The sequence below is a fragment of the Bacillus sp. 11B20 genome, from assembly GCF_056098985.1.
The window spans coordinates 949,741-973,288 of the sequence record NZ_JBLZWZ010000007.1; the positions used below are offsets into that span (position 1 = coordinate 949,741).

Annotated in this window: 23 protein-coding genes; 10 read left to right on the forward strand and 13 right to left on the reverse strand. The window is 43.4% G+C overall.

The window, feature by feature from the left end; all coding sequences use genetic code 11:
- Nucleotides 1-5: 5 nt before the first annotated feature.
- The 8 genes from ACN6NB_RS09060 to ACN6NB_RS09095 all read right to left on the reverse strand — a co-directional run bounded on the left by ACN6NB_RS09060 (nucleotide 6) and on the right by ACN6NB_RS09095 (nucleotide 8,629).
- Nucleotides 6-788, reverse strand: a complete 783-nt coding sequence (locus ACN6NB_RS09060; protein WP_106025083.1) for an enoyl-CoA hydratase — start codon at nucleotides 786-788, stop codon at nucleotides 6-8.
- Nucleotides 789-800: 12 nt separating this feature from the next.
- Complete coding sequence (locus tag ACN6NB_RS09065) at nucleotides 801-1,709, reverse strand: hydroxymethylglutaryl-CoA lyase (RefSeq protein ID WP_474253322.1); 909 nt, start codon at nucleotides 1,707-1,709, stop codon at nucleotides 801-803.
- Between the two features lie 11 nt (nucleotides 1,710-1,720).
- A complete protein-coding gene (locus ACN6NB_RS09070) occupies nucleotides 1,721-1,936 on the reverse strand; it encodes an acetyl-CoA carboxylase biotin carboxyl carrier protein subunit (protein ID WP_039179120.1) in 216 nt (71 codons plus the stop codon).
- Complete coding sequence (locus ACN6NB_RS09075; RefSeq protein WP_059377385.1) at nucleotides 1,933-3,282, reverse strand: acetyl-CoA carboxylase biotin carboxylase subunit; 1,350 nt, start codon at nucleotides 3,280-3,282, stop codon at nucleotides 1,933-1,935. The genes ACN6NB_RS09070 and ACN6NB_RS09075 overlap by 4 nt, the downstream gene beginning before the upstream one ends.
- Before the next feature lie 8 nt (nucleotides 3,283-3,290).
- Entirely contained in the window at nucleotides 3,291-4,925 is a 1,635-nt protein-coding gene (locus ACN6NB_RS09080; protein WP_338595060.1) for an AMP-binding protein, read from the reverse strand.
- Nucleotides 4,926-4,970: 45 nt separating this feature from the next.
- Nucleotides 4,971-6,113 carry an acyl-CoA dehydrogenase family protein gene (locus ACN6NB_RS09085; protein WP_064498554.1) on the reverse strand — a complete coding sequence of 381 codons (1,143 nt, stop codon included), beginning with the start codon at nucleotides 6,111-6,113 and terminating at the stop codon, nucleotides 4,971-4,973.
- Nucleotides 6,114-6,256: 143 nt separating this feature from the next.
- Nucleotides 6,257-7,798 carry a glycoside hydrolase family 10-like protein gene (locus ACN6NB_RS09090; RefSeq protein ID WP_338595063.1) on the reverse strand — a complete coding sequence of 514 codons (1,542 nt, stop codon included), beginning with the start codon at nucleotides 7,796-7,798 and terminating at the stop codon, nucleotides 6,257-6,259.
- Nucleotides 7,799-7,822: 24 nt separating this feature from the next.
- Complete coding sequence (locus ACN6NB_RS09095) at nucleotides 7,823-8,629, reverse strand: tyrosine-protein phosphatase (RefSeq protein WP_341040568.1); 807 nt, start codon at nucleotides 8,627-8,629, stop codon at nucleotides 7,823-7,825.
- Nucleotides 8,630-8,778: 149 nt separating this feature from the next.
- Between ACN6NB_RS09095 and ACN6NB_RS09100 the strand changes: the two genes are divergently transcribed.
- Nucleotides 8,779-9,543 (forward strand): DeoR/GlpR family DNA-binding transcription regulator, encoded by a 765-nt coding sequence (locus ACN6NB_RS09100; RefSeq protein ID WP_144464604.1) that lies wholly within the window; start codon nucleotides 8,779-8,781, stop codon nucleotides 9,541-9,543.
- A 15-nt stretch (nucleotides 9,544-9,558) separates the two neighbouring features.
- Here the strand turns inward: ACN6NB_RS09100 and ACN6NB_RS09105 are convergent, their stop codons facing one another.
- Nucleotides 9,559-10,137: a hypothetical protein gene (locus ACN6NB_RS09105; RefSeq protein ID WP_039179141.1), complete on the reverse strand. Its 579-nt coding sequence runs from the start codon at nucleotides 10,135-10,137 to the stop codon at nucleotides 9,559-9,561.
- A gap of 125 nt (nucleotides 10,138-10,262) precedes the next feature.
- On the opposite strand from ACN6NB_RS09105, the gene ACN6NB_RS09110 reads away from it, so the two are divergent.
- From ACN6NB_RS09110 to ACN6NB_RS09135, 6 genes are all read left to right on the forward strand, one after another.
- Entirely contained in the window at nucleotides 10,263-11,396 is a 1,134-nt protein-coding gene (locus ACN6NB_RS09110) for a CdaR family transcriptional regulator (RefSeq protein ID WP_039179144.1), read from the forward strand.
- A 78-nt stretch (nucleotides 11,397-11,474) separates the two neighbouring features.
- Nucleotides 11,475-12,884, forward strand: coding sequence for a glycolate oxidase subunit GlcD (gene glcD, locus ACN6NB_RS09115; RefSeq protein ID WP_327842516.1), 1,410 nt, complete (start codon nucleotides 11,475-11,477; stop codon nucleotides 12,882-12,884).
- Nucleotides 12,881-14,224, forward strand: coding sequence for a (Fe-S)-binding protein (locus ACN6NB_RS09120; RefSeq protein WP_327842517.1), 1,344 nt, complete (start codon nucleotides 12,881-12,883; stop codon nucleotides 14,222-14,224). Before glcD ends, ACN6NB_RS09120 begins: the two co-directional genes overlap by 4 nt.
- A gap of 72 nt (nucleotides 14,225-14,296) precedes the next feature.
- Nucleotides 14,297-15,781, forward strand: coding sequence for a spore germination protein (locus ACN6NB_RS09125; RefSeq protein ID WP_059377401.1), 1,485 nt, complete (start codon nucleotides 14,297-14,299; stop codon nucleotides 15,779-15,781).
- Between the two features lie 12 nt (nucleotides 15,782-15,793).
- On the forward strand, nucleotides 15,794-16,894 hold the full coding sequence (locus tag ACN6NB_RS09130) for a GerAB/ArcD/ProY family transporter (protein ID WP_144495914.1): 1,101 nt from the start codon (nucleotides 15,794-15,796) through the stop codon (nucleotides 16,892-16,894).
- Nucleotides 16,891-17,991, forward strand: a complete 1,101-nt coding sequence (locus ACN6NB_RS09135) for a Ger(x)C family spore germination protein (RefSeq protein ID WP_058838609.1) — start codon at nucleotides 16,891-16,893, stop codon at nucleotides 17,989-17,991. Before ACN6NB_RS09130 ends, ACN6NB_RS09135 begins: the two co-directional genes overlap by 4 nt.
- A gap of 6 nt (nucleotides 17,992-17,997) precedes the next feature.
- On the opposite strand, the gene ACN6NB_RS09140 is transcribed toward ACN6NB_RS09135, so the two are convergent.
- Together ACN6NB_RS09140 and ACN6NB_RS09145 are read right to left on the reverse strand one after the other, a co-directional pair.
- Complete coding sequence (locus ACN6NB_RS09140) at nucleotides 17,998-18,279, reverse strand: hypothetical protein (RefSeq protein WP_228279896.1); 282 nt, start codon at nucleotides 18,277-18,279, stop codon at nucleotides 17,998-18,000.
- Between the two features lie 89 nt (nucleotides 18,280-18,368).
- On the reverse strand, nucleotides 18,369-18,599 hold the full coding sequence (locus tag ACN6NB_RS09145) for an excisionase family DNA-binding protein (protein ID WP_039179160.1): 231 nt from the start codon (nucleotides 18,597-18,599) through the stop codon (nucleotides 18,369-18,371).
- 324 nt (nucleotides 18,600-18,923) lie between these two features.
- Here ACN6NB_RS09145 and uptA point away from each other — a divergent pair, with 324 nt between their 5' ends.
- Nucleotides 18,924-19,526 carry an undecaprenyl phosphate transporter UptA gene (gene uptA, locus ACN6NB_RS09150; RefSeq protein ID WP_064498563.1) on the forward strand — a complete coding sequence of 201 codons (603 nt, stop codon included), beginning with the start codon at nucleotides 18,924-18,926 and terminating at the stop codon, nucleotides 19,524-19,526.
- Between the two features lie 38 nt (nucleotides 19,527-19,564).
- On the opposite strand, the gene ACN6NB_RS09155 is transcribed toward uptA, so the two are convergent.
- Nucleotides 19,565-20,386, reverse strand: a complete 822-nt coding sequence (locus ACN6NB_RS09155; RefSeq protein ID WP_064498564.1) for a uroporphyrinogen-III synthase — start codon at nucleotides 20,384-20,386, stop codon at nucleotides 19,565-19,567.
- A gap of 142 nt (nucleotides 20,387-20,528) precedes the next feature.
- Here ACN6NB_RS09155 and ACN6NB_RS09160 point away from each other — a divergent pair, with 142 nt between their 5' ends.
- On the forward strand, nucleotides 20,529-21,149 hold the full coding sequence (locus ACN6NB_RS09160) for an acetate uptake transporter (RefSeq protein WP_024425703.1): 621 nt from the start codon (nucleotides 20,529-20,531) through the stop codon (nucleotides 21,147-21,149).
- A 36-nt stretch (nucleotides 21,150-21,185) separates the two neighbouring features.
- Here ACN6NB_RS09160 and ACN6NB_RS09165 read toward each other — a convergent pair whose 3' ends face one another.
- A complete protein-coding gene (locus ACN6NB_RS09165; protein ID WP_058838608.1) occupies nucleotides 21,186-22,205 on the reverse strand; it encodes an LLM class flavin-dependent oxidoreductase in 1,020 nt (339 codons plus the stop codon).
- Nucleotides 22,206-22,378: 173 nt separating this feature from the next.
- On the opposite strand from ACN6NB_RS09165, the gene ACN6NB_RS09170 reads away from it, so the two are divergent.
- Nucleotides 22,379-23,548, forward strand: a 1,170-nt coding sequence (locus tag ACN6NB_RS09170; RefSeq protein WP_474253323.1) for a collagen-like domain-containing protein, incomplete at its 3' end; no start/stop codon positions are given.

Consider the following 23,548-nt stretch of genomic DNA (forward strand, 5'->3'; position numbering starts at 1 on the left):
TCTTGCTACCTGCCTCTGTATTGAGGCGTGCGTTTTTCTTGGAAGGCTTGAAGACCTTCCGTTCGATCTTCTGTATCAATGAGCCGTAGATAGGCTTCGTATTCCTTCTTTAGACCTGTATGCAAATCGTGATCAAGGCTTGATTGAATCGCTTGTTTCGCTTCTTTTAAGGCAAGCGGACCATTTTTGATGATTTGTTTTGCAAGAGAGATGGCATCGTTCATAAGGGAATCTGCTACAGAAATATGCTCAATCAGCCCGATTTGAATGGCTTCTTCTGCTTGTAATGATGCGCCGGTGAAAATAAGTTCTTTTGCTTTACCGAGTCCAATGAGACGCGGAAGCCGCTGCGTCCCTCCGGCTCCTGGTATGATAGCTAGTCCTGTTTCTGGCAGGCCGAGTCTGGCTCCGGCTCGTGCGATGCGGAGATCACAAGCGAGCGCGAGCTCAAGTCCTCCGCCAAGTGCGTGTCCGTTCATCACTGCAATGACAGGTACAGGAATGGATTCAATCTCGATAAAGGTTTGCTGAATTAAACGAACAGCGCCTTTTGCTTCTGTTTCTGTCATCAATCGTCGTTCTTTTAAATCTGCACCAGCGCAAAAGACTTTTGAACCGGCTCCTGTAATGAGCAGACAGCGGATGCTTTCATCGTGTTTGATTTCTTTAATGATTTGATTGACCTCCTCGAGCATTGTAGAGGATAGGGAATTCGCTTGTTCTGGCCTGTTTAAGGTCATGATGCCGATCTGTTCATCTTGTATTGAAAAATGGACCAATGATGTCATGTTATTCATCCTTTATGAAGTAGTCTGAGAGTGAAAAGCGCGTAAACAGTGACTAGGCAGGGTTCGATCTACTTTTGCTTCAATCCATTCTGCCGCTTGAATTAATGCAGGAAGGTGAATATTTGTCTCAATTCCTAGTTTTTGAAGCATATGCACCACATCTTCTGTCGCCACGTTTCCGCTGGAGCCAGGTGCATAGGGACATCCGCCAAGCCCCCCGCTGGAGGAGTCAAATATCGTGATTCCGGCTTTTAATGCCGTATAAATATTGGCAAGAGCCATCCCCTTTGTATCATGAAAATGAAAAGCGATTTTATCAGCAGGAAAACGTTCAAGTAAAATGTCTAAGCGCCTTTCTACTTGTAGCGGATGGGCTTCACCGATGGTGTCACCGAGCGATATTTCATCAATGCCATAAGAAAGCAAAATATCCGTTAACCGCAGGACTTGATCCATTGGCACTTGTTTTTCATACGGGCAGCCAAACACGGTGGAAATATACGCGCGTGTGTGTTTTCCTGCTGCTTTTAAATCAGCTGTCATTTGTTTGATGACAGGAAGTGTTTCGTGAATGGATTGATTCATATTTTTCTTGTTATGTGTTTCACTCGAAGAGATAAACATAGCGCCTGTGTCAAGATTGGCTTCAAAAAAGTGAGCTAAGCCTTTTTCATTGGGAATGAGTGCTGCATAGGTGGTGTCGTCTTTTTTGTTTAAGGATTGGGTGAGTTCTTTGGCATCTTTTAAGGCTGGAACCCATTTAGGATGAACAAATGATGTGACTTCAATATAAGGGAGCTGGGCTGCTGCGAGCAGATCTATCCACGTTCGCTTCTCGCTTGTGTCCAGCCAGACTGATTCATTTTGCAGTCCGTCCCGCGGGCCGACCTCCCTGATAAGCACACTCTTTGGTAATGCCATCTGGCTCCCTCCTATTCTGTTAGTTCTAAAAGAACCTCTCCTTCATCGACAAATTCCCCCTCTGCTTTATGCACTTTGCGGATGATCCCGGCCTCTTCAGCAACGATCGGAATTTCCATTTTCATTGATTCTAAGATGGCAACCTCCTGTCCTTTTTGCACTTCATCGCCTTGTTTCACAAGAAGCTTCCACAAGTTTCCGGCCATTTGAATCGTGACAGTTTTCATGAACGGTTTCCCTCCCTTTTTTTCATGAGAAAATCGGTTGTGATGCTGCCTTGTAAGAAAGCAGAAGATCCGGCCATTTCCCTTAAAAGCGGTAAGTTGGTTTTGATCCCTTCTATTTCATATGCTTGTAATGCCCCTTTTAATCGTTCTATTGCAAGTTTTCGTGTATCACCGTAAACGATCATTTTCGCAATCATTGGATCGTAAAAAGGGGTTATAATGCTTCCCTTTGTCACACTTGACTCATGACGGATATACGGAGCTTCAGGCGTAGAAAGCTGAGTGATCGTTCCTGGTGAAGGATAAAAGGTGACGGGATCTTCCGCATAAATTCTAACCTCGATGGCATGCCCGATTTGATGAATATCCTCCTGATTAAAGGAAAGCGGCTCACATGCAGCGATTTTCAGCTGCTCCTCAACAAGGTCAATACCTGTAATTTCTTCTGTGACAGGGTGCTCTACTTGTAATCTTGTGTTCATTTCTAGGAAATAAAATTGTTGATGCTGATCGACTAAGCATTCAATCGTCCCTGCATTTTCATACCCAATCGCTTTGGCTGCTTTGACGGCCATCTCCCCCATCTGACGTCTCACCGGTTCATCGAGACAGGCGGCTGGTGCTTCTTCAATGATTTTTTGATGTCTTCTTTGGAGTGAACAGTCGCGCTCAAATAAGTGAACCCCATGGCCGAAGGAATCAAAGAGAACTTGAATTTCAATGTGCCGCGCGTTTTCAATGACCTTTTCCATATACAGCGTCCCATCGTTGAAAAAGCTTTGTGCTCTTTTTTGATTCCCTTCAAAAGCCCTGTACAGCTCATCGTCATTTTGCACGAGCTGCATACCAATTCCGCCGCCCCCGCTTGATGCCTTGAGCATGATCGGATAACCGAGTGACTGCGCTTGACTCACTCCTTCTTCTGCATCATGCAGCGGAGCTGAAACGCCTGGTACAATGGGGATACCTGCTTGAGCCATCGTTTTTCTTGCTTCAATTTTATTCCCCATTCGCTGAATGACTTGTGCAGATGGTCCAATAAAGGCAATACCTTCGCTGCGGCAGCGTTCTGCAAAGGCCGCATTTTCTGATAAGAGGCCATATCCTGGGTGAATAGCATCTGTATTTGTCTGCTTGGCTACCCTAATGATGGCTTCCATGTTTAAATAACTTTCAGATACTTTCGCGCCTCCAATCAGATAGGCGCTGTCTGCTTCTTGCACATGAAGGGCATGTTGATCTGCTTCTGAATAAACGGCAACGGTGTGGATCCCGAGCCTTTTACATGTTCGAATAATTCGCCTAGCAATTTCGCCTCGATTGGCAATCAGTACTTTTTGAAACATCGCTGCCTTCACTCCTTTATTAGATCAAGCGCCTGTTTTTTCAGACGAAATTTTTGAATCTTCCCTGATGCGGTCATCGGATACTCATCAGTGATGAAAAAATATTTAGGGATTTTGTAGCGCGCCATTTGCGACTGACAATAGCTGGTGAGTGTCTCAATCGTCACCGCTCTACCTTGCTTAAGCCGAATGAATGCGGCGGCTTCTTCTCCATATGTCTCGTCAGGTATACCAACAACCTGTGCATCAAGAATGTCCGGATGAGTATAAAGAACGTCCTCAATCTCTTTTGGGTATACATTCTCCCCGCCTCTAATGATCATATCTTTCAGCCGTCCTGTGATTTTCACATAGCCGTCCTCATCCATCTCTGCTAAATCTCCCGTATGAAGCCAGCCGTCCTCATCAATCACTTCATTTGTGGCTTCTTCATTTTTATAGTAGCCTTTCATCACATGATAGCCTCTTGTACACAGCTCGCCTTGTTCTCCTCTTGGTACTTCCTCCGGCGTGCCTGGAACGGTGATTTTCACTTCGATGTGAGGAAGCGCCCGGCCGACGGTTTGAACCCGTCTTTCAAATGAATCATCCGTTCTTGTTTGGGTAATGACAGGAGAGCTTTCAGTCTGTCCGTAGGCAATTGTGAGCTCCTTCAGTCCCATTTGTTCAATGACAGCTTTCATCACATGGGATGGACAAAGAGATCCTGCCATAATGCCCGTTCGTAATGTGGACAGATCGTATTGGTGAAAATTCGGATGGTCGAGCTCTGCAATGAACATTGTCGGGACGCCGTGAAGTACGGTGCACTTCTCTTTTTCCACGGTTTGAAGGACTCGCTCTGGGTGGAAGGATTCAACCGGAATAATCGTTCCTCCTTTTGTGAGGCAAGCAAGCACGCCAAGAACGGATCCAAAGCAATGAAAGAAAGGAACGGGGATACACATTCGATCCTTTTGGGTGAGCTTCATACAATCTGCGATTTGGCTGGCATTGCAGACGATGTTTGTATGGCTGAGCATGACTCCTTTTGGATAGCCGGTTGTGCCTGAAGTATATTGCATATTAATGACGTCATCTGGCGCAAGCTCATCCATTCGTTTCTCCCACTCGTGATCCTCAGTTCTTTTAGCAGCAGCTTGAATACTGTTCCAGCTGCGCATGCCTTTTGGCGTGTGCTCGCCAATATAGACGACACTTTTTAAATAAGGAAAAGATGAGGAGGTGATCTCGCCTTGATGAGCGTTTTGAAGCTCTGGTATGAGTTCTTCCAGCATTTTGACATAGGATGTCTCTTTAAAGCCGTCTACGATAAACAGCATGCTGCTATCAGAATGCTTGAGTAAATAGGCGAGTTCCTGTGCTTGAAAATTCGTATTTACAGTGACAAGAACGGCTCCAATCGACGCGCAGGCGAATTGCAGCATGAGCCATTCAGGTACATTAGGCGCCATGATGGCGATATGATCCCCTTTTTGAACCCCTAATGCCATAAGACCTTTTCCTGTTTCCTTGACTTCTCGATAAAACGCTTCATATGAATAACGTAATGAACGTTCTGGATACACAATGGCTTCATGTGCTGGATGCTGCTCCCTTTTCTCTTTTAAAAGGGAGCAGATTGTCTGCGGATGAATCGACATGATGGCTTTCCTCCTCCATTGATAGTAAGCGTTTTCATTATCGGATTACGCTAACAGTTGTCTTGCGATGACTAGACGCTGAATTTCAGAGGTCCCTTCTCCAATTTCCATGAGCTTTGCATCTCTCACTAGCCGTTCTACACCACATTCTTTCATATAGCCTGTTCCTCCATGAATTTGGACAGCATCAAGACTTGCTTTTGTCGCCATTTCAGAAGCGAAAAGTTTGGCATAAGCAGCTTCTTTTGTAAACGGCTTGCCGTGATCTTTCAGCCAAGCGGCTTTCCAAACCATTTGTCTCGCGAGTTCTATTTGCATCGCCATATCTGCCAGCTTAAACTGAATGGCTTGGAAGGAAGAAAGGGTTTGCCCAAATTGCTTTCTTTCCTTTGCATGCGAGAGCGAAGCATCGAGTGCAGCTTGTGCAATGCCAACTGATAACGCAGCAATTGAAATACGTCCTCCGTCTAATGTATATAAAAATTGCTTAAAGCCTTTCGCTGGGTCTCCTAAAATATTCTGGGCTGGTACACGTACACCGTCTAAAATGATTTCTGCTGTATCTGACCCACGCACGCCCATTTTGTCATATGGATTTGTAATGGACAGCCCTTTTTGCCCTTTCTCCACAATGAAGGCGGAGATGATCGGGCGGCCGTGTTCATCATGATCCGTGACAGCGGTGACAATAATGGTTCTGGCAAAATTGGCGTTTGTGATCCAGCACTTCTCCCCGTTGATGACATATTCTTGTCCGTCTTTGACTGCTTTTGTTTTCGTCCCTTTTGCATCTGATCCTGCGTTTGGTTCTGTTAAACCGAAGGAACCAAGTGCTGTCCCAGAAGCCAGCGGGACAAGGTGGTCCATCTTTTGGTCCTCTGTACCGAAGTAATAAAGCGGGCTTGCGCCTAAGGATACGGCTGCGGCATAGCTAAGACCTGTACTGGCACACTGTTTTCCGATTTCTTCTACAGCGAGTGCATACGATATCGTATCTCCTCCTGAGCCTCCGTATTTCTCTGGAAAGGGGATGCCCATAAAGCCGAGCTCCCCCATTTTTTGAAACGTTTTGGCTGGGAATACGGCCTGTTCATCAATCGTTTGAGCGTGTGGTGCAATTTCTGCTTTGGCAAAATCTTTGACCATCTGGCGGATCATTTGTTGTTCTTTCGTTAATTCAAAATCCATCTTGTTTCCCCCTTTGGCTCTTTTCTATCATATTTATTAATCAAGCAGCGGCTTCATGCCAAGCTTGATTGAATTCAGAAAATTAAAACAAGAATAATAGAAAAAAAGCATGAACGAAGAAAATCCTCATTCATGCTTTTCCGTTATTTCACTATTTTTGTAGAAGGCTTGCTTTCGTGATGAAGGCGATTAAGAGCCGTAATCTTATAAGTATCAATCGTCTTTTGATTGATTGGTAGGTCTTTAATCGTTGTGATGGCGCCTTTTTCTTTTCTAACTGTTTGCAGCAATTCATATGTTCCTTTATTTGTCAATCGATAGACTGCATAATAGGATACGGTAGAATGTGGATCATTTTTGATTTGCAAAGCCGCACCATCCGCTGTCTTTTTCACAGATTGAATGATTGGTTTTTTAGGCGCTTTCTGATGAAGCCAAGGCATTTCTGGAATGAGAGCTGGTTTGCGGTATGACTCTTCTATCAATCGATCCTTTACATTCAAAGGGTTGCGATTGAGATCCTTTAAGCTGAAATGCATGCTTCCCTGCACGAGCTGTGACTGCCTGTTCAGCTCAATCTGCCTAAAATATTCTTCCGGGTCAGACCAAGCAGGATCACTGTTTTGATTAATTTTATACGCCGCCTGACCAATATACAGGTGAACCGGCTCCCCTTTCACCTCATTTGACCACCATTTCGTCAGCACGTCATAAGCGGCAGCTTGAAAACCGATGCTCCAGTAAATTTGCGGAGTGACATAATCAATATCGTGCTGCTGAATCCACTCTCTTGTATCAGCATACAAATCATCGTAGTTGGTCATTCCTGCAGTGGTGTTTGAACCAGTCGGGTCATCTTTTATGTTGCGCCAAACCCCGAATGGACTAATACCAAATTTCACATACGGCTTTTCTTTCTTAATGGTGTCATTGATTTGTTTCACCAGCTGATTCACATTATCTCTTCGCCAATCTTCTATATGTGTAAAAGCTTTTTTCCCATATGTTTCATACGTTTCTTGATCTGGAAACGGCACACCGGCTATTTTATTCGGGTAAAAATAATCATCCATATGCACTGCATCAATATCGTAGTTTTTCACAACCTCTTCTATGCCGAGGGCAATGAAGTCCTGAACCTCAGGGATGCCAGGGTTGTAATAAAGCTGATTACCGTAGGCAATGGTCCATTCAGGATGTTGTCTTGCAGGGTGATCAGCTGATAAACGGCTGAGATCAGTATGATTCATCGTGATTCGGTAAGGATTAAACCAAGCATGAAATTCAAGGCCGCGTTTATGAGCTTCTTCTATCATAAACTCAAGCGGATCATACCCAGGATCTTTCCCTTGCGTTCCAGTCAAATACTCTGACCACGGTCCGTATGCTGAAGGATAAAAGGCATCTGCTGTTGGTTTAATTTGCATAATGACGGCATTCATATTCATCGCTTTGATCTCGTCTAACAAACGAATGAACTCTTTTTTCTGCTCTGCTACGGGCAGCCCTTTCTTTGAGGGCCAATCTAAGTTATAAACCGATGCAATCCATACCGCGCGCATCTCTCTAGTGCTCTCAAGCTTCCCTTTTGGCACTGGACGAGCTGCTAGACTGCTAGAAGGAATCAATAAGAATACAAACATTAACATCAGTGTTAGAACTGTCATACTGATCTTTTTCAGCATGTTTTGCATCACCTCATATTCAGTTTATTCCGCTTTTTGTGATGGAATGCCAGCAGATGGTGTAAGCAGAATGTTTTTCATTTCATTGAGCTGAGCTTCAGGGACTTTGCAGGCTTCAATTAAATACCGCTCTGCACTCCCGTATGTCTCCAGCATTTCGTGCAGCACATCTTCAAGATAATCTTGCTGCACACCGACAAGCGGCTGAATTTGTTCTTTTGATACCCGGTATAAACTCATCAATCGGACAAATCGTTCCTGCCTTCTGACAAGCATTTGCACGCCTTCATTGGACCGCATGTATTCACTTAAAACGACAGTCAGCGGTACACCTGCTGTTAACTGAATCAGGGCAGATAAAAAACCTGTACGGTCCTTGCCACTCGTGCAGTGAAGCATCAGCGGATAATGGCTTTGATCTGAAAGCAGTGTGAACAGCTGCCGAATCTCTTCTTTACGCTCGGTGAGCATGCTTTGATATAAATCTTTCATGATCGGTGTAAATGAGAGAGACTTCCCTTCTGTTACCAGCATACGAAACATGGTCCATTTACTCGGCATCTTACTGTCAGGCTGCATCGGAATATGGACGATTTTGTCGTGTTCCTTGATCTTTGGTGGATGTGATTTACGTTCTGAGGTTGTACGGAGGTCGCAAACAGTTTGAATCCCGAGTGTTGAGAATATCTCGATGTCTTGTTTCGTCAATCGAGATAAGTCTGCGGATCGATAAATCATTCCCTCTTTGATCACCATCCCCTCTGTTGTTTGAAGTCCCCCTACTTCTCTAAAATTCGCAAGCTTTGAAAATGGGTTGTTTGATTGATTCATAGAAGTGAAAGTCCTTTCTGGTTTCGTTCTTTTTTCTATCATACGCTTTTATATCAAAGGAGAAAAGAGAATCAATTGACCTAATCCATGTAAGAGAATTTATTGGTATAATGGAAAAAGGACATTCGGATTGATTGGAGATATGAAGCATGATAAAAACAAAACGGATTCAGCAAATTAAAGAGTATGTGTTTGACCGGGAATCTGCTTCACTTGATGAGCTTGTGGCGCATTTTGGTGTCTCAAAAAACACGATACGCCGAGATGTACAGGCATTGGTCGAGTCTGGCGTGCTCAAAAAAGTGTATGGCGGAGTGGCTGTGAACCACTCAACGTTAGTGGTGTATAAAGAGCGAAAGATCCGTCAGCTCAGTAAAAAGCAATTGATCGGTCAGACGGCTGCTGCTTTTGTGGAAAACGGGGATATGATTTTTATTGATTCTGGTACGACAACGCTTGAGATGCTCCCCTATTTGACAGAGAAACAGGTGACCATTGTGACCAATAATGTGGATTTCATTACACAAGCGATGCCTTATGAAAATCTCACCATCTTTTCTACTGGCGGGATGCTTGAAAGGAAAACAAATTCTTTCGTAGGCTATCAAAGTGTAGAGCGCTTAAAAGCTTACAATGTGAATAAAGCCTTTATCGCGTCAACTGGTTTATCCATTGATCACGGCGTCACGAATTCGTCCCCGCTTGAAACCGATATTAAAAAGACGCTCGTTCAAAAAAGTGCCAAAACGTTTTTATTAGTGGATGATAGCAAATTCGATCATTACGCCTTGACCACGTTTTGTGATTTGCACGAAATTGATGTCGTCGTGACCAATCAGGAGCCACATGAACATTATCTTCAATATGGAAAAGAGCATGATGTGCGGTTTGTCACGCCTTCATCAAATGAATAGATCAAAAAAAACGGCTCAGGAATTTGAGCCGTTTTTTGATTCATTGATTTCAAGCTGCATGACCATACGGAATAAAAATCGGTACACAGCCGAGATAACGTCAATGAAAGCCATATCTTCGTGGATGTCCTCAAGCTCAAGAAGCTGTAAATTCACATCAAATAAGCCATCTTGTCCATTAAATTGAAGCTGAGCACCATTTAATGGCGATAGCAAGTCCTTTAAAATATTCGTGTCTTTCTTAGGACGTTTGAAACCGAATAACACGGTATACGTTTGAAACACTTCGTCCCATTCAATGGCCAAGCCATCAACTTTCACGACATCAAACCACTTTGATTCGATATAAATAAATTCTTTTTGATGTTTTTTCACATATGTAAGCGGCGTGTTTAGAAATGAGGCGTCTTCTGTTTGAATCATGTCCTCAGATTCCTTGTCTACACGCTCTATATATACATCGCCAAAGCGCGCTTCTTCTTTTATTCTCGCCCCTTCTAAAGGCCAATTGCGGCTCGCCGCTTCATCATATTCGAAGTCTGTCAGCGCTTGTCCTTCTTTCAGTAAATCTTGTAAGCGATTTTGCAGTGACATAGCTATGTCTCCTTTCTTCTCCTTCATGTGCGTTTATTATTTTAGCATAACTCAGGAAAAGAAAGATATGTCCTAGCATATGATGGTATGATAGTGTCAAAAGAAACATCTCGGAGGGGTACATTTTGCTCACAATGACACTGGCAGAAAAGATCGTAGACGAAGTGAAAAAGGTGCTGACTGAGGAAATCATCATCGCACAAACGAACGGCACCATCATTGCAGCAACAGATCCAGCGCGCATTGGACAATTTCATGAAGGAGCTTATCTGACATCTTTTGAAGGACAGAAACGAATTCTCACAAAGGATGACCAGCACCACATGAAAGGCGTCAAAGCTGGCATCAATCTGCCTATTTATTTTAAGCAGGAGGTCATCGGAGTCATTGGGATGACAGGAGATCCTGTACATGTGTCTCCTTTTGGCGAAATATTAAGAAAAATGACCGAGCTGCTCATTCATGAACATGAATTTTTTCAAGAAACCGAAACGGATGAACGTCAGCTCGAAGCGTTTGTATTCGACTGGCTCCATCTGCCAGAGACAGCGATTGATCTCGCTGAAAAAGCATCGCGGCTTCAGCTTGATATCAACAAGGAGCGTGCGGTTGTCCTGATCGATTGTCAGGATGAATCGTTTATGAAACAAAATCAATACAAAGAATTAAAGGAAGCGCTGAATCTCACTAGTCAGGAGATCATCGTCCGCTGGGGGCATGCCCGCTTTTTGCTTATGCTGCAAACAACAGCAGATGATCGTAAAACACTGCAGCAGCGCCTATTTCACATCCATGCCTCCCTTACGGCGCAGAGCACGCCAGGGGTTTTGATTGGGGCGGGAAAACCAGCAGCTGCTCATTTGATGAAGCAATCCTTTCAACAAGCCTTTCGTGCATTAAAAATGGCACATGCTGATACGCCGATTGTATTTGATGAAGATTTAACGCTTGAACTTTTTATGGAGGAAGTGAGTCAGGAAACAAAGGAAGTGTTTCTTGATCGAACGATCGCCCCTCTTCTCCCCTATCCTGAATTAGTGAAAACATTGCGGGTACTCATGACATCAGATTGCTCATTGAAATATACCGCAGAAGCAATGCATGTTCATATCAATACACTACATTACAGGCTAAAACGAATCCAAGATTTAACGACACTTGATCCAAAGCGCATGCAAGATGCAATGCTTTTTTATTTAGCCTTCATGCTTTTAGATCATGATCCAAAAAAACGAAGCGAACAGCCCGATATTTTGTAGAATCGTCCATAGGCATGAGGCGATTCTTTTTTTATACTGAAAGAAACGATACGTCTAATCAGTAGGAGTTGAATGCGTATGTTAAATTCTGAATTTTTAAATCAATTGAAAAAGATTGTTGGTGCGCCTTACGTACAGGACAGTAAAGCCGATCGGCTTGCCTACTCTTATGATGCAACACCAAATTTTCAGCAGATGCCAGATGTCATCGTAAGCCCGCATACGGCTGAGGAAATCCAGCAAATTGTCCGGCTCTGCGCCTCATATCATATACCGATCGTGCCAAGAGGATCAGGAACGAATCTTTGTGCAGGTACATGTCCTACACAAGGCGGACTTGTGCTGCTGTTTACAAGAATGAACCAATTAATAGAAATAGATGAAGAAAACCTGACAGCAACGGTGCAGCCTGGTTTGATCACACAGGAACTCATTCGCAAAGTAGAGGCAAAAGGGCTCTTCTATCCACCTGATCCAAGCTCTATGAAAATCTCTACATTAGGCGGAAATATTAATGAAAATTCAGGTGGTCTCCGGGGCTTAAAATATGGCGTGACAAGAGATTATGTACTTGGACTTGAAGTGGTTCTGCCAAACGGTGACATCATTAAAACAGGCGGCAAACTTGCAAAGGACGTGGCCGGGTATGATATGACTCGTTTGTTCGTAGGTTCAGAAGGAACGCTCGGGATTGTTACTGAAGCCACGCTGAAGCTTTTGCCGCTTCCAGAAACAAAACAAACAATGCTTTGCTTATATGAAAGCCTAGAGGAAGCAGCCGCTTCAGTGTCGGCGATTATTGCAGAGCGTATCATCCCCGCCACATTAGAATTTATGGATCAGCCGACCCTGGAAGTTGTTGAAGACTTTGCAAAAATCGGTTTGCCGACGGACGTTCAAGCGGTGCTGTTAATCGAACAGGACGGCCATCCTGAGGCGGTTACCCGTGATATGCAGAGCATCGCAAAAGTGTGTAAGCAGCACGGTGCAAAAGAAGTGAATATCGCTCATTCTGAAGAAGAGGCAAATGCCCTTTTAACAGCGAGACGATCCGCTTTATCTGCCCTCGCCCGGTTAAGCCCAACGACCATTTTAGAAGATGCCACAGTCCCCCGGTCTGAAATTGCCAGCATGGTGCGGGCGATCGAAGATATTGCGAAGGAGTACAAAGTGAAAATCTGCACATTTGGTCATGCAGGTGATGGCAATTTGCACCCTACTTGTGCAGCAGATGCAAGAAATGAAGAAGAAATGAAACGGGTGGAGGAAGCCTTTCAGGCCATTTTTGAAAAAGCCGTCTCACTTGGCGGCACCATTACGGGTGAACATGGTGTGGGTCTTATGAAAGCCCCTTACTTGGAACTAAAGGTCAAAAAAGAAGGCATTGCAGCAATGAAAGCGATCAAACAAGCGCTAGACCCAGAAAATATGATGAACCCTGATAAAGTGTTTGGTAAAGCCGCAAGAAAGCGGGTGGTGGTCTCATGAGCTCCTCTAAACAAACAGAGATTCAGCAATCATTTCAGCAGCAAATGGACGAAAAAGAGCTGCTCAATTGCATGCGCTGCGGCTTCTGCCTTCCCTCCTGCCCAACTTATATTGAATCTGGTCAACAAGAAACACACTCTCCCCGCGGCCGAATTGCTTTAATGAAGGCGGTAAGAGACGGCGTCATTGAGCCAGATGAAGATGTCGAGCATTCATTGAATCTTTGTCTTGGCTGCCGTGCATGTGAACCGGTCTGCCCTTCCGGCGTCAAATATGGCCGGTTACTTGAGGATGCAAGAGACATCATTCAGCAGCACAAAAAACAATCCATCCCTGTCAAACTTGTGAGACGTGCAGTATTCAAAGGACTCTTTCCTTCACAAAGCCGAATGCGGCAAGCGGCAGGACTTCTTCGATTTTATCAAACATCTGGTCTGCAAACAGCCGCCCGCAAAACTGGTATGCTGAAGGTGCTTCCACCGCACTTACGCCTGATGGAACAGGCGCTTCCAAAGGTGCCGCGTCAACAGAAAAACCGTTTGACGGAATACAAAGCCGCCGGCCCAGCAAGTAAGCGTGTCGCCTTTTTTACTGGCTGTTTAATGGACACCGTTTTTTCCAGTACAAACGAAGCGACTATCCAGCTTTTGCAGCTGGCAGGCTGTGACGTCATCGTCCCTCCTATTCAGACGTGCTGCGGAGCGCTTCATGGTCATAGCGGAGAAAAAGAGCAAGCGAAACAGCTAGCAAAGCGGAATATTGAAGCATTTGAAAAGATAGATGCAGATGCCATAGTCATGAATGCGGGCGGTTGTGGTGCTTTTTTAAGTGATTACGATCATTTGCTTCACGATGATCCGGACTTTCAAAAACGAAGTGAAGTCTTCTCAAAGAAAATCACCGATATATCAGACATTCTAGTGGAGCTGGAATTTCACCGCCGCATGCCGCTTGCTTTGCCAGAGCAAGCCATCACCTATCAAGATTCCTGTCATTTGCGGAACGGAATGGGTGTACAGCATGCGCCAAGGGTGCTGATGAAGGCCATTCAAGGCGTATCATTTAATGAAATGAAGGATTCGGGCCGGTGCTGCGGCTCAGCTGGCATTTACAACATCTTGCAGCCAAAGATGTCCATGCAAATTTTAGATCATAAAATGACAGAAGCAAGGGAAACAAAGGCTGCTGCCATTGTTACGTCTAATCCAGGCTGTCAGCTGCAAATGGCAGCAGGCATCAAACGCGCGGAGCACTCGCCGACCATGCATGCTGTCCATCTAGCTGATTTATTATTAGAAGCCGTTCAATATGGAAAAAAAGCGTCCAGCCCATCAAGCTGAACGCTTTTTTTATGCATATCTTTAGACAATTGGTTGGATAATAGAGGAAAATTGCCGAAGGAGCTGGTTCAAATGCTGAAAAAAAACAAACAACAAAAGGACCCAAATTCAGTATTTGAAGCATTGTCACGTTCTGCTGATTTTACAAATGAGCTGTCTCGAAATGGAGATTTTCTATATAGGATTTCCTTTTTTCGATCTTTAATTAATGGACATCTTCTACATGAACAAATTCTCCCCTCTCTCAAACAAATGCACCTGACACCTACTCTTGAAGAGCTGAAAGAACAAATTCCCATTGAGCAGGCTGTCATCACGAACGATCTTCAAAAAGTGGAAGAAGCCCTTCACCGGGGTAGCATTGCTATTAGACTTGAGACAGACTGGGGCAAAACGCTTCTTTTGCCGATTGAAGAAAAGAAAGGCAGACAAGTTGGTCCGCCTGAGATTGAATTTGGCATTATCAGTGCACAGGAAGCATTTGTGGAGGTTTTAGATACCAATTTAAATTTGGTCAGGCGGCGGCTGCCGACGCCTAACCTGAAAGTTGAGGAAAAGACGGTTGGTACGCTCTCTCAAACAAAAGTAGCCGTGTTATATATTGAAGAAATCGCTAACCCAGAAAACATCGAAACGGTTCTGCAGCGAATTGAGGACGTTGATTATGATCAGATTTTAGATGCGAATTACCTCGCTCAAATGCTTTATGATGTGTCAAATACGATTTTTCCATTGTTTTTGAATACAGAAAGACCCGACCGTGTGTCTTCAGGTTTATCAGAAGGGAAAATTGCCATATTAGTGGATGGCTCGCCTCATGTCTTGCTTGCCCCAACTATTTTACTTGAGTATTTTTCCACTATGGAAGACTACAATATGTCGTGGATTGCGGCTTCTTGCTTTAGGCTGTTACGCATATTTGCCGTGATATTTTCCATTTTTGCGACACCTTTATATGTCGCCGTTTTAACCTTTCATTATGAGCTGATTCCAAAGGATTTATTAGAAACCATTGTATCCTCGCGCTATCTTGTTCCATTTCCTCCGATCATTGAGGCACTATTTTTAGAGACTTCGATTGAATTACTAAGAGAAGCAGGGTCAAGGCTCCCAGCTAAAGTCGGGCAGACGCTCGGGATTGTTGGAGGGATTGTCATTGGACAGGCGGCTGTAGCAGCAGGTTTAACGAGCAATATTTTACTCATTATTGTTGCCCTGTCTGCTCTCGCCTCATTTGTCACGCCTATTTACAAAATGGGCAGTACCATTCGGCTGCTGAGATTCCCTTTTTTACTCGCAGCACAGGTTTGGGGCGCATTAGGCATTGCTGTGATGGGATCTTTTCTGCTCACCCATTTAATGAAATTAACTTCAATTGGCCGCCCATATTTAGAGCCTATTTTTCCAATGCGCCTTGCTGATTTAAAGGGCAGTCTGATTCGTCCTCAGCTCCGTTTTTTGAACAAAAGGCCGGAAAATTTACGACCGCAAAATGAAACCATCCATCGCTCTAAGCCAAAGCAAGGCCGTAAGGGGAAAAATGATTTTTATGAATAAGGAAGTGAAGGCATGAGTTCTTCTTCTGTCAAAGAGAAATTTCAAGTATCTCCTTATTTTGTGTTTTTTCTCGTCAATGCCAATCAAGTCGGTGTCAGCATTTTAAACTTTCAAACAAACCTTGTTCGTTCTATCAATAATGATGGATGGATCGCTATTTTGATTTCTGGCATGAACGTCAATGTGATGATCTTTCTCATGTACTTGATGTTTAAAAAGGCACCTTCGGATGAATTTGGTGAAATCACGCAATATGTATTTGGCAAATGGATTGGGCAATTATTCAACATTCTTTATATCTTATATTTTGCTTCTTTGTCGCTGACCGTCCTTATCCATTACATGGATGTGATCCATGTATGGCTGTTTAAAGAAATTCCTGGTCTTTTGTTTGCGTCTGTACTGCTGCTGCTTGTGTATTACATACATACTGGTGGCTTTAGAACCATTGCTGGATGGGCATTTTTTAGTGTTGTACTGACGTATTGGATGACGTTTATCTGTTTTTATGCCATGAAGTATAGTCACCTTCGTTTCATGTTCCCAATGTTTGATCATACATTTTCGCAAATGCTTGTGGGAGTCAAAGATGCATCCTTATCCATGTTTGGTTTTGGCACCCTGCTTGTCTATTATCCCTTTATTAAACAAGCTCAGACATCTCAAAAATTTGCTCACATGGGGGTATTATTTACGACATGCTTAAACTTGCTCACTTTTCTCGTCTCTATAGCGTATTACTCAAGTGCTCAGCTCAAATTAACAAAATGGCCGACGCTAACGTTAACGAGCATTGTGAAGCTTCCGTTTATCCAGCGCTTTGAATTTATTGAAGTGTCTCTTTGGCTACTTCTGATCATTCCTAATATCACGATTCCATTATGGGCAGCGAGCCGAATGGCAAAAAAAATGCTTCATACGAACCAGCGCGTCACGTTCATCGGGCTCAGCATCCTCATTCTGATCATGTTTTCGTTTTTTGCCAGTGCAACTTCTTTTGAAACCTTTAATCAATGGGTGGAATTTAGCGGATTCATTCTGATCTATGGATTGATTATCTGTATGGTCATTGGACTGATGCTGAAAAAAAGGAGGGGGAAAAAACGAGCATGAAACGTTATATACTTACGGGCCTCATGTTGTGTAGTCTTTTGTTAACCAGCTGTGCAGAGCCCCGCCTTTTAGATGAATTAAATATCTCTCAGGCGGCAGGATTTGATTTATTGGAAGATGGAGAAATGAAGGGCTTCTTTGTCTTCCCTGTCTTTAAAAGTCAAGAGCAAGGAAGTTATCAAATATTAAGTGCAAGGTCAAACACCATTAGCAATATTCAATTTCTTGTATCAGAAAAATCGCCTTTTCCAGTCGTCATGGGCCAGGTGCTCGTTATTTTAGTCAGTGAAAAGTTAGCAAAAGAAGTCGGCATGATTGATTTAATGAATTATATTTATCGTGATCCTATCATTGGTTCACGCCAAGTGTTTGCCATTGTAGGCGGAGAAGTGGAAGAGTTATTATACACAAAAATGAATCAAACGAACTTAAATATAGGTGTATATCTCTCTGATCTGCTCACCCAAAATATGCGAAATGGCAATGAACCTGTCACCAATCAGCATATTTTTATGAATCAGATGCTGGCAAAAGGGGTCGATGCATACCTCCCTTACATCAAGAAAACAAACAGTGGCATCAAGATCACAGGAGTCGCTTTGTTTGATCATGAAAAAATGGTCAGTCATATACCTGGAAAAGACACGTTCACATTTAAAGCGATGATTGAAAATCATAAAAATGGCATCTATGAGTTTCAATTGGCAGATCAAGCAAAGACCCATGTCGTCATTGAAAATATCAAATCTCATGTGTCTTACCGAATCAAACCAACGAAAAACCTAACAAAGAAGCCTCATATCATGATTGATATCAAGCTGAAAGGCGAATTAAAAGAATTCATGAAGTCCAAAAAAATTGATAAACCTTCTATATTGGACCATGTTGAAAAAGAAGTAGAAAAACGTGTCGCTCAGCAAGGACAAGACCTTGTTCAATCCTTTAAAAAGCAAAACATAGATCCTCTTGGGCTGGGCCTTAGGTATAGATCAAAAGACAAAGCAGTGACACCAGAAAAATGGAAGAACATTTATCCTGATGCAGATGTACAAGTTAAATGCCACATGAAAATTGTTCAAACGGGAGTCAGCCAATAAAAAGGCTTATTCAAATATGTCTTGCTTGTTCTCCAAGATTTTGCACACTTTCATTTTCACTCGTGGAACATGATCTTTTTGATAATATTCATTTAAAAACTTTTCTACTTCATTTTTATCAGTTTTAAGGATTTTAGGTGAATATTGTTCCACTAGAGCAGGTCTATTCCCTTTTGCACAGGTTGCCATTGTATCTAGTGCAATTAAGCTGAAAGGTCTTCCTTTGTTTAGCCAAGATTTCATTCTCTCCCAGGTTGGGTAGCTGACGGCTGCCAGCCTTACTGCCAATGAATGGTCATTCTGCTTCTTTCAAATAGAGATTATTCTATCTATCACCCACGGCCATTGAGCCATGTTAAATCAATTGAAAAGATATTCTAATCTTCATCCTTTACATCGGGGTCTTCCGGAATCGGTTCATTTAAGATCTCTTGGACGAGCTCTTTATATTGTTCGAGCTGCTTTAAATGCGTTTGAAACTGCCCTTGATAAATAAGATAAGATTCCCCGTCAAATACGTAACGGATCTTTTTTTGCTGGATCAATTTTTCAATATACGCTTCTGATACTTCCAAGTATTCAGCTGTTTCTGCGATTGTTAAATACATGCTTGTGCACCACCCGTTCGTTTCATCTATCAAATTATATCATGATCTGCTGAAAAAACGGATGCAGCCTATTCTCTTTTCTGGTGGCCATTCTTCATATAGCAAGTAGATCGTCTAGATGCCGGCAAATATGGTATGATAAAATCTGCTAGATGAGAGCTTGCCAACATAGATTTGGTGAAAAAGCCAGGTTCAGTGGTGACTCTATGAGCCGCAAGCCATGCTGGCATATATAGAAAGCATACTCATGAGAAAAGCAAAACAAGCATAGGCTCTTATAAGGATGCTTGAAGAAAATTCGTATTTAAAGGCAGAGTGAAATGAATGGGAACCTTTTTTAATGAAATTTTAACCTGGCTGACAAGCCTTGGTTATGTAGGTGTAGCACTAGGGCTGATGATTGAAATCATTCCGAGTGAAATTGTACTTGCCTATGGCGGATATATGGTGTCAACAGGCACAATTGGTTTTGTTGGAGCTGTTATTGCCGGCGTCATCGGTGGTACGCTCGCCCAGTGTTTTATTTACTGGATCGGTCTGTACGGCGGAAGACCTTTTTTAACAAAGTATGGAAAGTATTTATTCATCCATGAACATCATATCGCGACTGCAGAGCGCTGGTTTGACCGGTATGGAACCGGTGTAGTGTTTACCGCACGCTTTATCCCTGTTGTCCGCCATGCCATCTCGATTCCAGCGGGTATTGCTAAGATGCCTTTTTTGAAATTTGTTTTCTTGACAGGATTAGCTGCCATTCCTTGGTCCATCTTATTTATCTATCTTGGCATGCAGCTCGGGACAAAATGGGATCATATTCAAAGTGTTGCTCATACTTATACAACCCCTATTATGGTCATTGCTATCATCCTGATTGTTCTCTACTTTGTACTCAAAAAAATTCGGACGAATCGAAAACGGACAATCTAACAAAAACGCCTTTCACTGATCTGGTGAAAGGCGTTTTTTTATGAGTGTGCTGATTGTTTTTCCATATATCGGGATAACTCTATTATCATTGCACCCATTCTCTCAAGTGATGGGGCAAGAATTCGGTCTATTCCCTCTTCTTTTAAAGCTTCAGCAGTGACTTTCCCGACAGCTACTGCCAGAACGTCCTGCTCGAATAATGCTTGCAATTCTTCTTTTCTGCCCCATTCTGCGGCCAGTTTGAAAAAGGCGTGAACCTGGACAGCGGTTGTAAAACAGACGGCATGAACTTGTCCATCTTTCATTTCTTGCAGAAGCGTTTCAGCAGCCTCTGGTTCAGGTGGTGTGTGCTGATATGGTAAAAGCGGCAAAACATCTGCCCCCTTGTCATGTAAAAACTGAATGAGAGCTGGTGCATTTTCACCATGAAGCTGCACCATCACGCGTTTTCCTTGAAATTCCTTGTTTTCAAGCTTTGAAATCAAGTCACGAACCGTTCCGTCTTCATCAGAGACCTCTGGCTGAATTCCGCGTTTTTTCAACGCAGCAAAGGTTTTGTACCCTCTTGAAGCAATATGGGCATTTGATAGAATGTTCATAAATTCTTTACCAAGCTGCAGCTCTTCTGCACTCTCAATCAATGTATCTGTACCGATGCCTGTCGTCAAGATCACCCAGTCGGCCCCTTGTTTCACAAAGGTTTCTATACCTGGCTTTAATTCCTCTTTGGCTAAAAATACGGTTCCTTGAAGAGAGCGAATGACGGCTTGTCCTCCTTGTTTTTCGACAAGTGTACGCATTTCTTCTGTTTTTCTCGTTCCACAAATGGCAATCGTTTTCCCAGATAAGCCTTTACTCATATTATCCCTCTTTTTCTATCACATTTGATATGTATTAAATATAGATTTATTTGGAAGACGATGCAAGTGTCTACTAAAAAAGAGCTTGACGTTTCTATCGAATTCGAGTATCTTTTGTAAGTGCAAATTGTAGGAGGTCATTATGGAAAAACAGAATGTTCAAGCAATTCGATTATCAATTGCAGACCCAACACCACTTGGTTTGTTTGGTTTAGCAATGGTGACGCTCGTTGCGTCCTCACAAAAACTAGGAATCACAGATGGCACTTCCCTTATTTTACCTTGGGCTATCTTCCTTGGAGGAATCGCGCAGTTGATCGCGTCCATACAAGATTCAAAGCATCATAATATTTTTGGAGCCACTGCTTTTGGCGCATTCGGTCTTTTCTGGATGGGCGTTGGAACGACTTGGCTCATTCAAGCCGGCGTTTTTGGGAAAACGCTTGCGGGAGCAGCAGATCCAAAACAGCTAGGCTTTGCGTTTATTGGTTATTTGATTTTCAGCTTGTTTATGACGATTGGTGCAATGGAAACACATAAAGTGTTATTTTTGATTTTCGTCTTTATTGATTTCTTATTCATTGGTCTTTCCCTTAGCACTTTTGGTGTGATGTACGATGTCACTCATACCATGGCTGGTATTGCAGAATTGATCATTTCCCTGCTTTCATTTTATGGTTCTGCAGCTGTTGTGCTAAATACACATTTTGGCCGTATTGTTCTGCCAATTGGACAACCATTTCGCATTTTTACAAAAGCATAAATAAAAAAGAACTGCGCTGTGCAGTTCTTTTTTTGTTTATTTTTCTTGCGCCTCTTGAAAGATCTCTCCGATGATTTCATACGAACGCATTCTTTCCTGATGGTCAAACATATCCGAATTAATCATCACTTCATCTGCTTGAGTAGCTTCAATAAAGGCTTCTAATTCTGTTTTCACCTTTTCTTTATCCCCAATGATAGTCGAGCTTAATTGTTCATCCACCATCGCCTTTTCATATGGACTCCAAAGACCGTCCATGCTGTCGACAGGCGCTTTCAGTTTTCCTGGTGTATTGCGAATGAGACTTAAAAACCGCTGATAATGAGAGGTTGCCAAATATTCAGCACGCTCAGTTTGATCTGCAGCAAAAACCGTCACACCAACCATGGCATAAGGCTCTTTTAACACATCAGAAGGTCTAAATGACTGTCTGTACAATTCTAACGCGGGAATTGTATTTTTAGGTGAGAAATGTGCAGCAAAGGCAAATGGCAATCCAAGTTCTCCTGCAAGTCTGGCGCTAAAACCACTTGAACCAAGGAGCCAAATTGGAATGTCCAGGCCTTCTCCTGGAACAGCTCTTACATGTTTTTTAACCTGACCGGTCGGCTTGAAATATTGCATCAGTTCTTCAAGCTGCTCAGGGAAATCTTCTCCGTTATGAAGATTACGTCTAAGCGCTCTTGCTGTTAACTGATCCGTCCCTGGTGCTCGGCCAAGACCTAAATCAATTCTCCCCGGATACAATGTCTCAAGTGTGCCAAATTGTTCGGCTATGACAAGTGAAGAGTGATTTGGCAGCATAATCCCACCAGATCCTACTCGAATTTTTTCTGTTCCTCCCGCAATATATCCAATTAAAACGGACGTTGCAGAGCTCGCAACCCCTTCCATGTTATGGTGTTCTGCCAGCCAGTATCTATGATAGCCCCACTTCTCCGCCTTTTTTGCTAAATCCATGCTACGATCAAAAGATTCTTTAATGGTGCCTCCTTCTGTCACAGAGGATAAATTTAAAACGGAATAGGCTTTGCCCTGTAAAACTGATTGACTCATAAATGATGTCCCCATTTCTGTCAAATATCATACTATTTTATACTTTCAACACCATAACATAAATCCATGAAAGATTTAAATAATTTGATTCGATGATTTTCGAAATGATGATTTTTTAGGTTTTACTTCCAATTTAAAAATTTGCACATAGAATGAAATATCAATTCTAGGAGATGGGCAATTTGTACAATCAATTCGAACACAAATGTCCCTTTTGCGGTAAATACCATGAACAGCCTCATTACAAAAGATCACGTCATGACCGTCCTCGAAAAAGAGACTGTCCATTCATTAAACAAGAATATATAAAACAAAATATATCTCAAGGGAATCACCCCTGCTACATTGCAAAAGGAATAAAGCAATCAAAACCAAATCAAAGAGCTGGACCAAGAGGCCCGGCAGGCCCAGCAGGTCCCCCCGGACCAACCGGACCTACTGGACCAGCTGGCGGGTTAACCGGCGCTATTCCTTTTAATCCCTCACAATCACAAGATTACGATGCAGGGCAAGTGGTCACGTTTGATGGCAGTACTTACATTGCCAATGTTGACGCTCCATCAGGAATACCTGGACTCTCCCCCGACTATACCCTTTTGGCTGCTTCTGGAGAAACTGGGCCTACGGGTCCTACTGGGATCGGATTAAGTGGTGTTGAATCCTATGATCCTGTAACGGCACCAACATATTCAGTAGGGCAAGTGGTCACTTATGGTGGGGGTACTTATCTTGTGAATTCTTCACCACCTTCAGGTACGCCAGATACGTCGCCAGATTACACACTTTTAGCAGCACCAGGTGAAACTGGACCTGCAGGTGCTACGGGTATTACTGGCGCGACTGGTCCTACTGGCGCTACGGGCATCACCGGAGATACTGGTCCTACTGGATCAACCGGACCTACCGGCGCAACAGGTATTACTGGACCAACGGGTCCTACTGGCGTAACAGGTAGCACTGGAGATACTGGTCCTACCGGTGCCACTGGTATTACTGGAGCTACCGGACCTGCCGGTGCTACGGGTAGCACTGGAGATACTGGTCCTACTGGTGCCACAGGTTCTACTGGATCAACCGGTCCTACTGGCGCTACGGGTAGCACTGGAGCTACCGGACCTACCGGCGCTACTGGTATCACTGGAGCTACCGGACCTACTGGTGCTACGGGTAGCACTGGAGATACGGGTCCTACCGGTGCCACTGGTATTACCGGAGCTACTGGTCCTACCGGTGCCACTGGTATTACTGGAGCTACCGGACCTGCCGGTGCTACGGGTAGCACTGGAGATACTGGTCCTACTGGTGCCACAGGTTCTACTGGATCAACCGGTCCTACTGGCGCT

What these genes read in the sequence shown, in the direction of transcription:
- ACN6NB_RS09060 (WP_106025083.1), bottom strand. Translation starts at nt 788, where the DNA reads ATGACATCATTGGTCCATTTTTCAATACAAGATGAACAGATCGGCATC.
- ACN6NB_RS09065 (WP_474253322.1), bottom strand. Translation starts at nt 1,709, where the DNA reads ATGGCATTACCAAAGAGTGTGCTTATCAGGGAGGTCGGCCCGCGGGAC.
- ACN6NB_RS09070 (WP_039179120.1), bottom strand. Translation starts at nt 1,936, where the DNA reads ATGAAAACTGTCACGATTCAAATGGCCGGAAACTTGTGGAAGCTTCTT.
- ACN6NB_RS09075 (WP_059377385.1), bottom strand. Translation starts at nt 3,282, where the DNA reads ATGTTTCAAAAAGTACTGATTGCCAATCGAGGCGAAATTGCTAGGCGA.
- ACN6NB_RS09080 (WP_338595060.1), bottom strand. Translation starts at nt 4,925, where the DNA reads ATGTCGATTCATCCGCAGACAATCTGCTCCCTTTTAAAAGAGAAAAGG.
- ACN6NB_RS09085 (WP_064498554.1), bottom strand. Translation starts at nt 6,113, where the DNA reads ATGGATTTTGAATTAACGAAAGAACAACAAATGATCCGCCAGATGGTC.
- ACN6NB_RS09090 (WP_338595063.1), bottom strand. Translation starts at nt 7,798, where the DNA reads ATGCTGAAAAAGATCAGTATGACAGTTCTAACACTGATGTTAATGTTT.
- ACN6NB_RS09095 (WP_341040568.1), bottom strand. Translation starts at nt 8,629, where the DNA reads ATGAATCAATCAAACAACCCATTTTCAAAGCTTGCGAATTTTAGAGAA.
- ACN6NB_RS09100 (WP_144464604.1), top strand. Translation starts at nt 8,779, where the DNA reads ATGATAAAAACAAAACGGATTCAGCAAATTAAAGAGTATGTGTTTGAC.
- ACN6NB_RS09105 (WP_039179141.1), bottom strand. Translation starts at nt 10,137, where the DNA reads ATGTCACTGCAAAATCGCTTACAAGATTTACTGAAAGAAGGACAAGCG.
- glcD (WP_327842516.1), top strand. Translation starts at nt 11,475, where the DNA reads ATGTTAAATTCTGAATTTTTAAATCAATTGAAAAAGATTGTTGGTGCG.
- ACN6NB_RS09120 (WP_327842517.1), top strand. Translation starts at nt 12,881, where the DNA reads ATGAGCTCCTCTAAACAAACAGAGATTCAGCAATCATTTCAGCAGCAA.
- ACN6NB_RS09125 (WP_059377401.1), top strand. Translation starts at nt 14,297, where the DNA reads ATGCTGAAAAAAAACAAACAACAAAAGGACCCAAATTCAGTATTTGAA.
- ACN6NB_RS09130 (WP_144495914.1), top strand. Translation starts at nt 15,794, where the DNA reads ATGAGTTCTTCTTCTGTCAAAGAGAAATTTCAAGTATCTCCTTATTTT.
- ACN6NB_RS09135 (WP_058838609.1), top strand. Translation starts at nt 16,891, where the DNA reads ATGAAACGTTATATACTTACGGGCCTCATGTTGTGTAGTCTTTTGTTA.
- ACN6NB_RS09145 (WP_039179160.1), bottom strand. Translation starts at nt 18,599, where the DNA reads ATGTATTTAACAATCGCAGAAACAGCTGAATACTTGGAAGTATCAGAA.
- uptA (WP_064498563.1), top strand. Translation starts at nt 18,924, where the DNA reads ATGGGAACCTTTTTTAATGAAATTTTAACCTGGCTGACAAGCCTTGGT.
- ACN6NB_RS09155 (WP_064498564.1), bottom strand. Translation starts at nt 20,386, where the DNA reads ATGAGTAAAGGCTTATCTGGGAAAACGATTGCCATTTGTGGAACGAGA.
- ACN6NB_RS09160 (WP_024425703.1), top strand. Translation starts at nt 20,529, where the DNA reads ATGGAAAAACAGAATGTTCAAGCAATTCGATTATCAATTGCAGACCCA.
- ACN6NB_RS09165 (WP_058838608.1), bottom strand. Translation starts at nt 22,205, where the DNA reads ATGAGTCAATCAGTTTTACAGGGCAAAGCCTATTCCGTTTTAAATTTA.